This is a genomic window from Dryocola sp. LX212, assembly GCA_041504365.1.
Lineage (GTDB): Bacteria > Pseudomonadota > Gammaproteobacteria > Enterobacterales > Enterobacteriaceae > Dryocola.
Genome location: CP167917.1, coordinates 2,029,609 through 2,044,323, shown reverse-complemented (window position 1 = coordinate 2,044,323; position 14,715 = coordinate 2,029,609). Strand labels below are relative to the sequence as shown.

The following is a 14,715-nucleotide window of genomic DNA, read 5'->3' as shown; positions in this document are numbered from 1 at the left end:
TAAGCGAAGCGTCATCCAACAAGTCACATCACCTGTTGCCTACTGCGTAACCTCGCAGTGGCTGACCATACGCCATTGCCCCTGCAGAACATGAACGTCCCCCTCAACATTCAGCACGTCACGGCTGCGAATATCGCCGCTTGAGGCACCCACTCTTATTTCAAATTCGCCAGGCTCCACCACGCGCTGTCCGTAACGGCGGGTAAAGTTGAGCATATCCGTCGGCACATTGAACGTCAGCTCTGCACTTTCTCCGGCCTGTAAATATACGCGCTGGAAAGCCTTAAGTTCCTGCACTGGACGTACCATTGAGGCGACTTTGTCGTGAACGTAGAGCTGGACGACCTCACTCCCTGCTTCGCGACCACAGTTTGTCACCGTGACGCTTGCGATTATTTCACCGCCCTGGTTTTCAATCTTTTTACCGGCAAGTTTCAGCGGACCGTAGCTGAAGTCCGTCCATGTTTTTCCGTAACCAAATGGATAGCGCGAGCCAAAGTGGAAGGCGAACGGGGTGCCGCCGCTTTTTAGCTTGTGGTTATAGTAGTAAGGCATGGCCCCAGCGCTTTTCGGGACGGAAACCACCAGCCTGCCTCCCGGCTCGGCCTGCCCCGTTAGCACGTCCGCAATCGCATAGCCTCCCTCCTGCCCCGGTGCCCACGCCATCAGCAGCGCCGCCACATTATCTTCCTGACCGCCCAGGTTATAAGGACGCCCACCCGTCATTACCACCACCACTGGTTTGCCCGTTGCCACCAGCTCATCCAGCAGCTGCTGTTGAACGCCGGGTAGCGCCAGGCTGTCGGTATCTGACCCTTCCCCCACGGTGCCGCTCTGGAACAGCCCGGCCAAATCGCCGACGCAAAGTACGACAACATCACTCTGTTGCGCGATAAGCACCGCTTCCGGGATAAGGCTGATATCCTGCGAGACCGGGGAGCTTTGCATAGGTTTAGCGCCGCTATCGCCGGGGAAGACCGGCGCACCAGCCATGCGTTTTTCTATAATATGGCAGCCTTTAGCATAGCGGACATTTTCGCTGCCAAGCCGCTCACACAGCGCGGCCAGCGGGGTTACCACCTGCGACGTCTGCTCCAGCATATCGCTGATGATCAGGTGCACCGGGAAGCTGTAGCCGCTCAGCAGCGCCAGCGGGTCGTCTGCGGTAGGCCCAATGACGGCGACTTCAGGTGTGCCTTTTAGCGGCAACGTGCCGTCATTTTCCAGCAGGGTGATGGAGCGGGTGGCAACCTCGCGGGCAAGCTGTTTTGCCGAGTCACTCTGCAGCGCTACCTGGTTTTCATCGGCATAAGGATGTTCAAACAGGCCCAGGCGGAATTTTTCCTTGAGCACGCGAGCAACAATTTCATCAACTTTTGCCATGGTAATCAGCCCGCGCTCGACGGCCCCGGCCAGATGGCGTGCGCAGTCATCTTTGGGCAGCTCTACGTCCAGACCGGCATTAAATGCCAGCGCTGCCGATTCTGCAGGATCATGAGAGATACCGTGGTGCTGATGCAGGAGGCTGACACCGCCATAGTCCGCCACCACCAGCCCGTCGAAGCCCCACTGCTCGCGCAGAATTGTGGTGAGCAGGAACTCATCAGAGTGCCCGGGCTGGTTATCGATATCGTGATAGGCAGGCATCACGGAGCCTGCGTTCGCAAGCTTCACCGCCATCTCAAAGGGCAGCAGGAAAGTGTCGTTCAGCTCGCAGAAACCGAGGTGAACCGGGGCATGGTTGCGCGCGCCTTCGCTAAATGAGTGGCCGACATAGTGCTTAAGCGTCGCCAGCAGGTCACGTTTTTTACCCTGTAAGCCTTTCACGTAGCTGGTTGCCATCGTGCCGACCAGCCACGGATCCTCGCCAAAGGTCTCCTCCGTCCGGCCCCAGCGCACATCTCGCGAGACGTCCAGCACCGGTGCCAGCCCCTGATGGCAGCCCGTCGACCGGGCCTCTTTGCCTATCGCCTCAGCGGCACGTTCGATAAGTTCCGGATCCCAGGTTGAACCATAATTCAGCGGCGAAGGAAACAACGTGGCATCTTTGCACAGCAGGCCAACCAGGCACTCTTCATGGAACAGTGCCGGGATCCCCAGCCGCGTATCTTCCACCAGCGTTTTTTGCAGGCGGTTAGCTGCCCGGACGCCCTCTTGCGCATCGATGATGTGTGTGCCCAGCGGGCGCGTAATTTGGCCGATGCCGAGCTTTAAACGTTCGGCGAGGCCGGCCTGCTCCGTAACACCAGCAAACTCATCGCTCAGATCGGTTCTTTCCCGGTGATTGCCATCACTCGACAAAATCAGCCAGTACGCGTGCATCTGTGCGAATTTTTCTTCCGGCGTCATGCGTGAAAGTAAATCGGCAACGCGCTCGTTAACCGAGCGGCGGGCATCCTTATAGATAGCAGACATTATTTTCCCCTTAGAGGCTCATCGAATTTTGGCTCGTTAATTTCTCCATCGTTATTAGTGATATTGCGGATGAACCTCGCCCGCGGCAATTGCCGAAACAGACTGCGCGTTTACGATATTTGGTTTTCTCGACCGAATGTGATGAGTCTCAAAAACAGCATGAAAATATCTGCAACCGGTTACCTAAAATGCTTCACGGTGTGCATCTGCGTCACAATTGATAAGAAACATAATTTATAAGTTAAAAATCTCAATACCCGCCCCGACATTCACCGCTTACCTTCTTCTACGTACCCAGGGCTATTAAAATAGGTAAAACCATGTCGACAATAACGGGAAGAATTAGCAGTAAAGAAAAACTAGGCTTCGGGCTGGGTGATGCAGCAAGCCATATCGTGTTTGATTCTTCGGTGGCTATTCTGGCCTATTTCTACACGAATATTTACGGCCTGCCCCCTGCGGTGATGGGCACGCTTTTCCTGGTGGTCCGGGTGCTGGATGCAATAACAGACCCGATCATGGGCGCTATTGCCGATCAGACCAAAAGCCGCTGGGGAAGATTCCGTCCCTGGCTGCTGATAATCTGCGTACCATTTGCCGTAAGCTGCGTGCTGGTCTATTCCACGCCCGACTTCGAACAAACCGGAAAAATTATCTACGCCGTTCTTGCCTATATTTTTATGACGCTGATGTACACAGCAATCAATATCCCCTATTGCTCGCTGGGCGCCGCCATTACGGCGGATCCGCAGGAAAATTTATCGCTGCAGTCCTGGCGTTTTGCCATTGCGCCAATTGGCGGCGCAATGGGTACCGCTCTCATCCTGCCGCTGGCAGATTTTATTGCGCCGGGTGACCGGGCCAGCGGCATGCAGTGGGCAATGGGAATTTTCGGCGTGATTGGCTGCCTGATGTTCCTGGTCTGTTTTGCAACGACCCGTGAGCGCATTACGCCGGTTAAAGAAGAAAACCTTAATATTTATCGCGACGTCCGCATTCTGATGCAAAACGACCAGTGGCGTATATTGTCAGTTTATAACCTGGCAATGCTGTGCGGCGTTGTGGTTCGCGGCAGCTTACTGGTTTACTTCGTACAATATATTCTTAACCAGGGAAGCAATATTATTTCGCTCTTCATGCTTGCAACCACCGTTGCGGCTGTAATAGGCAGCTTATCCGCGAAATGGGTTGGCGCATGGATGTGTAAAATCCGTGCTTCGGTATGGGTTAATATTCTCAGCGCGCTGGTCGGCCTGCTGTTCCTGGTATTACCGACGGATTACTGGGTTCCAGCGTTTATCGTGCATATTATCCTTAACATACTTCAGGGTATTAACGCGCCACTTCAGTGGTCGATGATCACCGATGCGAATAACTATGGCGAATGGAAAACCCAGCGGCGGATCACCGGCATGAACGTCGCGGCGAATATATTCATTATTAAACTCGGCGTAGCTATCGGCGGCGCGTTAACGGGCTGGGGGCTGGCGTTTTATGGCTATCAGGCTGGCGTAGAGCAGCAGTCAGCGGAAGCGGTACGCGGCGTATTAATTCTATTCACCGTTTTACCGGCCGTGTTTTATCTGATTACCGCCTTCTCCATTCGTTACTATCGTTTAACCGAAGCGAGAATGAACGATATAGTCAGCGACCTGAGCGAAGGGAAATTCCAGGCTCAGGCGGAGTTAACAAAAGCATTGCCACAGTCGCACTAGAGATAAGTAAGGCGGGTGTTTTATCACCCGCCTTAGATTTTACTTATTAATTTCTGCCAGACTGAGCCAGGTTTGCACTACGGTGTCCGGGTTCAGGGAGAGGCTGTCGATCCCCTCTTCCATAAGCCAGGCAGCAAAGTCTTCGTGATCGGATGGACCCTGCCCGCAGATACCCACGTATTTTCCCTGCTTCTTCGCGGCTTTAATGGCCATCGACAGCAGCGCTTTCACCGCGTCGTTACGCTCATCAAACAGTTCAGACACCACGCCGGAGTCGCGATCCAGGCCCAGCGCCAGCTGCGTCATGTCGTTGGAGCCGATAGAGAAGCCATCGAAGTACTGCAGGAACTCATCCGCCAGCAGGGCGTTAGACGGGATCTCACACATCATGATGATTTTCAGCCCGTTCTCGCCGCGCTTCAGGCCCTGACGCTCCAGCTCTTCCACCACGGCTTTCGCCTGGGCGACGGTACGTACAAACGGTACCATCACTTCGACGTTGGTCAGCCCCATGTCGTTGCGCACGCGCTTCATGGCGGCGCACTCCAGGGCGAAGCAGTCACGGAAGCTGTCCGCCACATAGCGGCCCGCGCCGCGGAAGCCGAGCATCGGGTTCTCTTCTTCCGGCTCGTAGCGCTCTCCGCCGACCAGGTTGGCGTATTCGTTAGATTTGAAGTCTGACAGGCGAACGATGACGCGCTTCGGCCAGAACGCAGCGCCCAGCGTCGCGATCCCTTCGGTCAGACGTCCAACGTAGAACTCAACGGGGTCGTCATAGCCTTTCATCATTTCGCGGATTTCTTTTTGCAGCCCAGGCTCCTGCTGGTCAAACTCCAGCAGCGCACGAGGGTGTACGCCAATCATGCGGTTAATGATGAACTCCAGACGGGCCAGGCCCACTCCCTCGTTAGGCAGACAGGCGAAGTCGAACGCGCGATCGGGGTTGCCGACGTTCATCATGATTTTCAGCGGCAGGTCCGGCATGGTATCTACCGTGGAGCTCTTCACGCTGAAGTCCAGCAGATCCTGATAGACATAGCCGGTGTCGCCTTCTGCGCAGGAGACGGTCACGTTCTGATCGTCCTTCATGCGCTCCGTTGCATCACCGCAGCCAACCACGGCCGGGATGCCCAGCTCACGTGCGATGATCGCCGCATGGCAGGTTCGCCCGCCGCGGTTGGTCACGATAGCGGACGCCTTTTTCATGATCGGCTCCCAGTCCGGGTCGGTCATGTCGGTCACCAGCACGTCGCCGGGCTGGATAAGGTGCATTTCTCTGATATTGTGAATGACCTTCACCGGACCCGCACCGATGCGGTGGCCGATGGCACGGCCTTCCGCGACGATTTTTCCCTGGGAGTGCAGCTGATAGCGCTCCATAACCTGCCCCTGAGAGCGCACAGTTTCCGGGCGGGCCTGGACGATAAACAGCTTGCCGGTGTGGCCGTCTTTCGCCCATTCGATATCCATTGGGCGAGCGTAGTGTTTTTCAATCTGTACGGCCTGCTTCGCCAGCTCCTGCACCTCTTCAGGCGTAATGGAGAACCGATCGCGGTCCGCCTGCGGCACGTCTTCGATGCGTACCTGCTTGCCATGCTCCTGGCTTGGGGCATAGACCATGCGGATTTTTTTCGAGCCCATGTTACGGCGCACGATGGACGGCCTGCCGGCTTCCAGCGTCGGTTTATGGACGTAGAACTCATCCGGGTTAACCGCGCCCTGCACCACCATCTCGCCCAGCCCGTAGGCAGACGTAATAAACACCACCTGCTCAAAGCCGGATTCGGTGTCGATGGAGAACATCACGCCCGACGAGGCCAGATCAGAGCGAACCATGCGCTGAACCCCGGCGGAAAGGGCCACGCCGCGGTGGTCGTAGCCTTGGTGTACGCGGTAGGAGATGGCCCGGTCGTTAAACAGCGAAGCAAACACATGCTTCACCGCCACCAGCACCGCATCATACCCCTGTACGTTGAGGAAGGTTTCTTGTTGCCCGGCAAACGACGCATCCGGCATATCTTCTGCCGTAGCGGAGGAGCGCACGGCAAAAGAGGCTTCAGCGTCGTCAGCAGAAAGCTGTTCGTAGGCGTCGTGAATGGCTTTTTCCAGCTCGGGCTGGAAAGGCGTGTCGATGATCCACTGGCGGATTTGCGTTCCGGCTTTGGCAAGCGCGGCAACGTCGTCAATATCCGTTTTGTCGAGCAGCTCATAAATACGCTGGTTTACACCACTTTGGTCGAGAAAATAATTAAACGCTTCGGCGGTGGTGGCAAAACCGTTCGGCACGGAGACGCCCATACCTGAAAGGTTGGTAATCATTTCACCCAGGGAGGCATTCTTTCCCCCGACCCTGTCTACATCATTCATGCCGAGTTGGTTATACCAAAGCACCAGCGGTGACGAATTGGACATCGAGACAATCCTTTTGTGATATATGAATGGGTACAAGAAACGCATTACATCGTTATTAGCCTGCCATATTTGACCCGCTGAGTGAAACGGGTGAATCGTTCAAGCAAAATAAAAATATGAATTTTTCAGATACATTAACCCTCATTGTAAATCTTTGATTATTCATTTAATCCTCTTTTACTGTGTGGTTAATCTTTCATTTGATAAATGACGTAGCCATTTCATTAAAAATAAAAACACCTGTTCATTTTTCATTTTGCGATAAGGATTATCCCGATTCCCGTTGTTTTAATTTATGCTTTACGCAATTGCCGCAAATGTCAGGGACAAAACATGGATAACGCCGTAGACCGACAGGTTTTTTATATTTCCGATGGCACCGCCATTACCGCTGAAGTGCTGGGCCATGCGGTGATGTCTCAGTTTCCGGTTGCGATTAACAGCATCACGCTACCGTTTGTGGAAAATGAAAGCCGTGCCAGGGCCGTGAAAGAGCAAATTGACGCCCTTTATCAGCAGACCGGCATCCGGCCGCTGGTGTTCTACTCCATCGTGCTGCCCGAAATTCGCGATATCATCGTGACAAGCGAAGGCTTTTGTCAGGATATCGTTCAGGCGCTGGTCGCTCCTTTACAGCAGGAGCTGAAGCTGGACCCGACGCCTGTCGCCCACCGTACCCACGGTCTGAACCCCGGCAACTTAATCAAATATGACGCCAGGATCGCCGCCATTGACTACACGCTTGCCCACGATGACGGCATTTCCATGCGCAATCTCGATCAGGCGCAGGTGATTCTGCTGGGCGTCTCCCGCTGCGGCAAAACGCCGACCAGCCTGTACCTCGCCATGCAGTTTGGTATCCGGGCGGCAAACTATCCGTTTATCGCCGACGATATGGACAATATTCAGCTTCCCGCCGAGCTGAAACCGCTTCAGCATAAACTGTTCGGCCTGACAATTAACCCGGAACGCCTTGCCGCCATTCGCGAAGAGCGTCGTGAAAACAGCCGCTATGCCTCTCTGCGCCAGTGCCGCCTCGAAGTGGCTGAGGTCGAAGCTCTGTTCCGAAAAAATCAGATCCGCTACCTCAACAGCACCAATTATTCCGTCGAGGAGATGGCCACAAAGATTCTGGATATCATGGGCCTGAATCGTCGCATGTACTAAGAAACTAGTACACAAGATTTACATTGTATGTCAGGATAGACAGATTGCGATGGCGTTATTCCCGTTGTGCGGTTGAAATCGGCATAAATTGGTTTATCGTGATCGCCATCACTTCCCGGCACTCTCGCCGCGCAGAAGACAAAAATTTCTGAGACACACAATGAATAAAACAGATGAACTGCGAACAGCGCGCATCGACAGCCTGGTCACTCCCGCAGCGCTGGCCGACCGCTTACCTGTCTCGCCTGAGGTGGCACAAAACGTTATCGCCTCCCGCCGTCGCATCGAAAAAATCCTTAACGGTGAAGATAATCGCCTGCTGGTGATCGTGGGGCCATGCTCAATTCACGACCTGGACGCGGCCATGGATTACGCCCGCCGCCTGGAGGGGATGCGTCGGAAACATGGCGATCGCCTGGAAATCGTGATGCGCACCTATTTTGAAAAGCCGCGCACCGTGGTTGGCTGGAAGGGGCTTATCTCCGATCCTGAACTGAACGGCAGCTACCGCGTGAATCACGGCATTGAGCAGGCCCGCCGCCTGCTGTTGCAGGTGAACGAACTGGGCGTACCGACGGCGACAGAGTTTCTGGATATGGTGATCGGCCAGTTTATTGCCGATTTAATCAGCTGGGGCGCAATTGGGGCACGCACGACGGAAAGCCAGATCCACCGTGAAATGGCCTCGGCGCTCTCCTGCCCCGTTGGCTTTAAGAACGGCACTGACGGCAATACCCGCATCGCGATCGACGCGATTCGCGCTGCCCGCGCCAGCCACATGTTCCTCTCTCCGGACAAGCACGGCCAGATGACGATTTACCAGACCAGCGGTAACCCGTACGGCCATGTGATTATGCGCGGCGGCAAACAGCCGAACTACCACGCGGCGGATATCGCCGCGGCCTGCGACAGCCTGCAGGAGTTCGATTTGCCGGAGCAGCTGGTTGTCGACTTCAGCCACGGTAACTGCCAAAAGCAGCACCGCCGCCAACTCGAGGTGTGCGAGGACGTCTGCAGCCAGATCCGCAACGGCTCCCGCGCCATTGCCGGCATCATGGCAGAAAGCTTTATCCTCGAGGGCACCCAGAAGATCGTTGCCGGACAGCCGCTGAAATATGGCCAGTCCATCACCGATCCTTGCCTCAGCTGGGAAGATACAGAGACCCTGCTGGCAATGCTGGCGGACGCCGCCGGTAGCCGTTTTTAATTTTAATGGTGGATGACGTTTACGCTTATCCACCCCTCTCAATGCTTCCTTGCCGTGCGGATTAGCGAAAACGCATCCGCCTTTTTCCCTCTTCGCTCAAAATTGGTCCATTCACATTTTTCTTACAAATAACGCTTGCTGCTGCAATCGAGTTTATTGATATTGATTATCATTGTTACATTAATTGTCATTTGCACATGGAATGAATCGTATGGATAAACCTTTCACTTCTACCCTCCCGCAGCAGCCTGCTGGGCGGGCCGTGGTTCCTGGCGCTGATATTTCGTCAACGGAGAGAGACAGATGGCTGACATTCTTCAGGCACAGCGCATCTCGCTGCACGCAGCCGGTCGTAAGCTGCTGAATAACGTCAGCCTGACCCTGACGCCGGGCGAGGTTGTTGCGCTAATCGGGCCGAACGGCGCCGGGAAATCAACATTGTTACGGGTACTGACCGGTTATCAGCCGCCAGATGAGGGCATGGTGATACTGGCGGAAAAACCGTTAGGAGAGTGGTGCAATGAAGCCTTGTCGCGCAGGCGAGCGGTGATGCGTCAGCGCAGCGGCATGGCGTTTAGCTGGGCGGTGGAAGAAGTCATCGCCATGGGCCGCGCGCCCTGGCCTGCGGCACAGACCCCAGACGTGGTACAGGAAGTGATGGCGCTGACCGGCTGTGACGATCTTGCGGGACGGGATTTCTGCCAGCTTTCCGGGGGTGAGCAGCAGCGGGTTCAGCTGGCAAGGGCGCTCGCCCAGCTTTGGCATAACGGGCAGCCGCGCGGCTGGCTGTTTCTGGATGAACCCACTTCCGCGCTGGACCTCTACCACCAGCAGCATATTCTGCGTCTGTTGCGCAGGTTGGCACTGATGGGGACACTCTGCGTTTGCGTGGTGGTGCATGACCTGAATCTGGCGGCGCTGTGGGCGGATCGCATTGTACTTCTGCACGGCGGCAGGCTGGTTGCGCAGGGTACGCCGCAGGAGGTGCTCAATGAAACGACGCTTCAGCACTGGTATCAGGCCGAGCTAAAAGTGTCCAGCCATCCCGAACACTCCGCTCCGCAGGTCTGGCTGAAGCCGTAATGCGTTATCCGCCTGGAGGCTAGCTTGAACAGCTAACTTCCAGATGTTTACCCCAGTCCGGCGGGCGCTGGGTTAAATCCTCTTCATGGTCGGCAAACGGCTGGCTCAGCGCCTCATGCAGACGGACCACTGCGCTGATGTCCCCTGCTTCAGCGGCGCTGATTGCCCGCTGCGCCAGCCAGTTTCTCAGCACCACTGACGGGTTCGCTGAGGTCATCACCGCCTGTCTTTGCGCATCGCTCACCTGCTCAATCTGCAACCTTTCGCGATAGCGCGTAAACCAGCTGTCAAACGCTACCCTGTCGATAAACTCATCCCGTAGCGGCGAGGCGGCGTCGTTTTGTTCAGTTTGGCTCAGCATACGAAACGTTCGCGTGTAATCGCTGCGCTCTGTGCTCATCAGGGCAAACAGTTCGGTGAGCAAATCGTTGTCAGCCTTCTCCTCGGTGAGGAAGCCCAGCTTCGCACGCATCTTAGCCCCAAACGTGCGCATCAGCGCAAACTGATAGTGATCCAGCGTATCGTTCAGCACGTCCACATCAATAAACGGCGAAAGCGACTGCGCCAGACGCTGCAGATTCCACAGCCCCACGGCAGGCTGATTATCAAAGGCATAGCGGCCCTGATGATCCGAGTGGTTGCAAATAAAATCAGGCTGGTAGTCGTCGAGGAAGCCGTACGGACCGTAGTCCATGGTCAGCCCAAGAATCGACATATTGTCGGTGTTCATCACGCCATGCGCAAAACCAACGGTCTGCCACTGGGCTATCGTGCTCGCCGTGCGCTCGACGACATCACGGAACCAAAGCGCATAACGTTCTGGCTGTTCCGCCAGCTGAGGCCAGTGGTGGGCAATGACGTAATCCGCCAGCTGCTGGACTTTTTGCGGCTCGCGCCGGTAGTAGAAATGCTCAAAATGACCGAAGCGCACGTGGCTTTCTGCTATACGCATCAGCATAGCGCCCTGTTCGGTTGTTTCACGTCTTACCGGCGTTTCGCTGGTGACGATGGTCAGCGCACGGGTTGTTGGGATCCCCAGCGTATGCATCGCCTCGCTGGCCAAAAACTCACGAATCGTTGAGCGTAAAACTGCCCTGCCGTCGCCCATACGGGAATATGGCGTGAGCCCAGCGCCTTTCAGATGCCAATCGAATTTGCGGCCGTCGGAGAGCCGTTGTTCACCCAAAAGGATCCCTCGCCCGTCCCCCAGCTGGCCCGCCCAGACGCCAAACTGGTGCCCGCTATAGACCTGGGCTACGGGCTGCATGCCGGGAAGCAGCATCTCACCGCTCCAGACGCCGATATGCGCCGCGTCAAACAGCTCATTTCCCAGGGCAAGCTCGCTGGCGAGCTGGCGGTTATGATAAAGCAAACGCGGGTTGCGCAGCGGCGTAGGGCTTAATTCGCTGTAAAAGCTGGCGAGCTCGTCGTGCCAGCTGTTTTTAAATACGGGGTTATCAGTCATGGATCCTCCTGACTGATAGTGTAGTGGTTACGCCCGGAATAAAACACGGTCTGACAACAGGGTCTTTAAGGTCGCAGTATCAGTTCGCTAAGCGAATCCACCGGCACGGCAGGCCAGAACCCGCCCTGCATGGCCCTGAACCCCAGGGGAGCAGCTTTGCTAAGTGCGGCTTCATCGTCAATACCCGCAATTATCATATCGCGACAGAAAGGCGTCAGCTGAGAAAGTATGGCCAGCATAAACGGCGCGAAAGAGCGTGCATGTAGCTGTTTCTGAATAAATGCCCTGTCCAGCATTACGGCGGTAAACAGGCCATCGAGTATTGGTTTAGTCGTAATAACCCCCGCGCCAAAGTTAGCCAGCACCAGAGGGAACCGCCGGGAGAACGTGCGTAATTTTAAATTGTCGGCACCGAGATTTAAATCATTAAAAGATTCGGTAATAGTAAACGCCAGAAAAGGCAGCTGGTCGATAAGGGTAATGAGTTCCGGCGTGTCCGGAATAGCATTAACGATTTCTTCGCTTATATTTAGCCAGGTAACGAGTTGCTGAGCCTTAAAGAAATCTTGATGATTCACGAGTAATGATAATTTTTCGCGAAACAATTTTAGTTCTTGTTCAGGAGTAATATAAGGGGAAATGAGTTCCGTTGGAATACGGACGGGGGCGTCAACGCCGACAAAGTTAGTGATTAGCTCCACGCCAAAGAGCCGCCCTTCCGGCGTTCGCAGCGGCAGGAAATAAAACTGAGAGTGATAAACAATATCGAGAGTGACGTTCATGTTGCCAGCCATGATTCTAAAAAGGCGGACGACACCGTCGCGCGATGAACATCCAGTATCCACTGGATTGATTTTACATGGATTAAGTTCACTTGCTTCCCTGAAATACTTAAGATTATTCCTTTAAGATTATATTCAGCTTATCCTGGATACCTCTTTAAGGCTAGTTTTACTGATTGCCCCGCACTGAATCACGGTGAACAATCTGCGGCAGGAAACTTTCTTTCTCGCAGTGTTCATTCAATAATTTCCACGTCGCGTAGCGTGCCATTTCGCTAATCGGGAAATGGACGCTGGTTAATGCCGGGCGGACAAACGGGGCACGCTCCCCGCTGTCGTAGCAGATTAACGAGATATCCTGTGGGATGCGCAGCCCGCGTTCGTTAATCGCCAGCATCGCGCCCAGGGCCATCTCTTCATTACAACAATAGATCGCCGTGGGCCTGGCTTCCTGAAGCAGAAGGGTTGTCTGCTGATGCCCGCTCGGCATGTCGTAATCCCCCTCAAGCGTCGCAACAGGCTCCAGACCGGCCTTATGCATAGCGTCCAGAAAGCCCTGCCTGCGCAGCAGGCTGGAGGCTCGGCTGGTGGGGCCGTGCAGACAGGCAATTCTGGTATGCCCGCCGTTAATAAAGACTTGGGTGGCCAGTTCGCTTGCGCTGCGGTGATCGAAGACCACACAGCGATCCTCAAGGCCTGCCACTTCGCGATCCAGAACCACAAATTTGCGCCCCTGCTCCGCAAGCCTCAGCAAAGCCTCATCTTCAAGGGCGCGAATATGCAGAACCAGCCCATCGCAGCGCAGATTATATAACCGCTGAATAGCTCCCAGCTCATTTTCGGCAGAACTACGCCCCTGTGTCACCAGCAGCTGCATGCCGTGAAGCTCAGTTTCGCTCTGCACGGTATCCATCAGCGCGCCGAAGAAGCCGCCGCGATAATTGGTGGTGACCAGCCCGAGCGTATTACTCTGGCTGGAAGCCAGCGCGCGGGCGGCAGGATTAGGGGAATAGCCGAGTTCAGCAATAGCCGCTTCGACGATGAGGCGCGTCTGAGTCCTGACATTAGTGTCACCATTCACCACCCGCGAAACGGTCGCGCGGGATACCCCGGCGAGTGCGGCAACATCTTCCAGAGTAACCATCAGGCCCCTTTACACCAAATTTGCGACTCGCCGAATCAGATGCGGCGGGCCTGCCAGAACTTTTTCCGCCAGTAGACGTTATCCAGCGAAGAGCGCATTACGCCCCGGCTGGTGGAGGCGTGGATAAACTGATTGTCGGTGTCGTAGATGCCAACGTGTAGCCCGCTATCTCCAGCACCGGTTTTGAAGAACACCAGGTCGCCGGGCAGCAAATCACTTTTATCGATTTCCGTGCCTATTTCGGCTTGTGCGCTGGTTTCACGCGGAAGCTGCAAATCAAACTGGTCACGGAACGTGGTTAACACAAATCCGGAACAGTCGACGCCATGACGGGTCATACCGCCGTATCGGTATGGCGTGCCTCGCCAGCCGCTTAGCTGGTCGTTGAGCTTTGCTATTACCGTTATTGAGTCTGAAAGTCGCCCATTCGGCGGCGGAGCGTGATGACTACACCCTGCGAGTATCAGACATGCCACTGCTATAAGCCATACGCGCATTTTTCAGGCTAATCCTAAGCGTTTATAATTGTCTGTAATTTAGCGCTTACCGATGAATTGATGCAAGTTTTAGCCCCCAGAAAGCGGCGTAATCAGCATACTATGCCCCTCAATTTGTAACCGTCTGAAATGCATGTTGTAGGCTTTTGCTAAATGTTGCGGAGTAAGAACGTCGTCTCGTGCGCCTTGTGCAACCATTTTACCAGCCCTTAACAGCCAGGCAGTATGAGCATGGCGCAGCGAATGGTTTAAATCGTGGCTGCTCATTATGACCGCGATGCCTGACTCGCATAGCGCCATTAGCTGACGGTCAAGCGCCGCCTGCTGCGCCACGTCCAGGCTGTTCATCGGCTCATCCAGCAGCAGCAGGCTTCCCTGCAAATTAACGTCTGGATGAATTTGGAGGATCACTGCCGCCAGGCGCACCCTTTGCCACTCTCCTCCGGAAAGCTGATTCACCTGGCGGTTGAGCTTGTCCGTAAGCCAGAAGGCTTCCACCAGCCGCAGCATGACGCTTTCAGCCTGCTTTGCCGCCTGATGAAGCTGCAGGTAGTGCCAGACTGGCATGGCAAAGGGAGGGAGCTGCTGTTGCGTGAGATACGCGCGGCTGCGGGAAAGCTCTAAAGGAGACCACTCGGCAAGAGGCTGCTCCTTGAACACAATCTCCCCTTCCCCTGAAGACAGCCCCGCTAAACGAGTAATAAGGGTGCTTTTGCCCGCGCCGTTAGGCCCGACAAGGTGAACCAGCTCGCCGGGCTTTACCGAGGCAGTAATGGGGCCAAGCCTTCCGGCGACCCCGACATCCGTTAGCTGCAAAAGCGGCATAGT

At 55.2% G+C, this 14,715-nt stretch carries 11 protein-coding genes; 4 read left to right on the top strand and 7 right to left on the bottom strand.

Features of this window, described 5'->3' with window-relative positions:
- Positions 1 to 39: 39 nt before the first annotated feature.
- Entirely contained in the window at positions 40 to 2,415 is a 2,376-nt protein-coding gene (locus tag ACA108_09820; GenBank protein XEX97764.1) for a glycoside hydrolase family 3 N-terminal domain-containing protein, read from the bottom strand.
- 320 nt (positions 2,416 to 2,735) lie between these two features.
- Here ACA108_09820 and ACA108_09815 point away from each other — a divergent pair, with 320 nt between their 5' ends.
- Complete coding sequence (locus tag ACA108_09815) at positions 2,736 to 4,130, top strand: glycoside-pentoside-hexuronide (GPH):cation symporter (protein ID XEX97763.1); 1,395 nt, start codon at positions 2,736 to 2,738, stop codon at positions 4,128 to 4,130.
- Positions 4,131 to 4,169: 39 nt separating this feature from the next.
- Here the strand turns inward: ACA108_09815 and ppsA are convergent, their stop codons facing one another.
- Complete coding sequence (gene ppsA / locus ACA108_09810) at positions 4,170 to 6,587, bottom strand: phosphoenolpyruvate synthase (protein XEX97762.1); 2,418 nt, start codon at positions 6,585 to 6,587, stop codon at positions 4,170 to 4,172.
- A gap of 288 nt (positions 6,588 to 6,875) precedes the next feature.
- Here ppsA and ACA108_09805 point away from each other — a divergent pair, with 288 nt between their 5' ends.
- The 3 genes from ACA108_09805 (at position 6,876) to ACA108_09795 (ending at position 9,999) form a co-directional block, all read left to right on the top strand.
- A complete protein-coding gene (locus ACA108_09805; protein XEX97761.1) occupies positions 6,876 to 7,709 on the top strand; it encodes a pyruvate, water dikinase regulatory protein in 834 nt (277 codons plus the stop codon).
- Between the two features lie 160 nt (positions 7,710 to 7,869).
- A complete protein-coding gene (locus ACA108_09800; protein XEX97760.1) occupies positions 7,870 to 8,916 on the top strand; it encodes a 3-deoxy-7-phosphoheptulonate synthase in 1,047 nt (348 codons plus the stop codon).
- Positions 8,917 to 9,219: 303 nt separating this feature from the next.
- Complete coding sequence (locus tag ACA108_09795; protein XEX97759.1) at positions 9,220 to 9,999, top strand: heme ABC transporter ATP-binding protein; 780 nt, start codon at positions 9,220 to 9,222, stop codon at positions 9,997 to 9,999.
- Between the two features lie 19 nt (positions 10,000 to 10,018).
- Here the strand turns inward: ACA108_09795 and selO are convergent, their stop codons facing one another.
- The 5 genes from selO to btuD all read right to left on the bottom strand — a co-directional run bounded on the left by selO (position 10,019) and on the right by btuD (position 14,712).
- The gene (gene selO / locus ACA108_09790; GenBank protein ID XEX97758.1) at positions 10,019 to 11,464 is read right to left on the bottom strand and encodes a protein adenylyltransferase SelO; all 1,446 of its coding nucleotides are present in this window, start codon (positions 11,462 to 11,464) and stop codon (positions 10,019 to 10,021) included.
- A gap of 65 nt (positions 11,465 to 11,529) precedes the next feature.
- Positions 11,530 to 12,309, bottom strand: a complete 780-nt coding sequence (locus tag ACA108_09785; GenBank protein ID XEX97757.1) for an EAL domain-containing protein — start codon at positions 12,307 to 12,309, stop codon at positions 11,530 to 11,532.
- A gap of 106 nt (positions 12,310 to 12,415) precedes the next feature.
- Positions 12,416 to 13,390 carry a LacI family DNA-binding transcriptional regulator gene (locus ACA108_09780; protein ID XEX97756.1) on the bottom strand — a complete coding sequence of 325 codons (975 nt, stop codon included), beginning with the start codon at positions 13,388 to 13,390 and terminating at the stop codon, positions 12,416 to 12,418.
- 35 nt (positions 13,391 to 13,425) lie between these two features.
- The gene (locus tag ACA108_09775) at positions 13,426 to 13,887 is read right to left on the bottom strand and encodes an NlpC/P60 family protein (protein XEX97755.1); all 462 of its coding nucleotides are present in this window, start codon (positions 13,885 to 13,887) and stop codon (positions 13,426 to 13,428) included.
- A 69-nt stretch (positions 13,888 to 13,956) separates the two neighbouring features.
- Complete coding sequence (gene btuD / locus ACA108_09770; protein XEX97754.1) at positions 13,957 to 14,712, bottom strand: vitamin B12 ABC transporter ATP-binding protein BtuD; 756 nt, start codon at positions 14,710 to 14,712, stop codon at positions 13,957 to 13,959.
- Positions 14,713 to 14,715 lie beyond the last annotated feature (3 nt).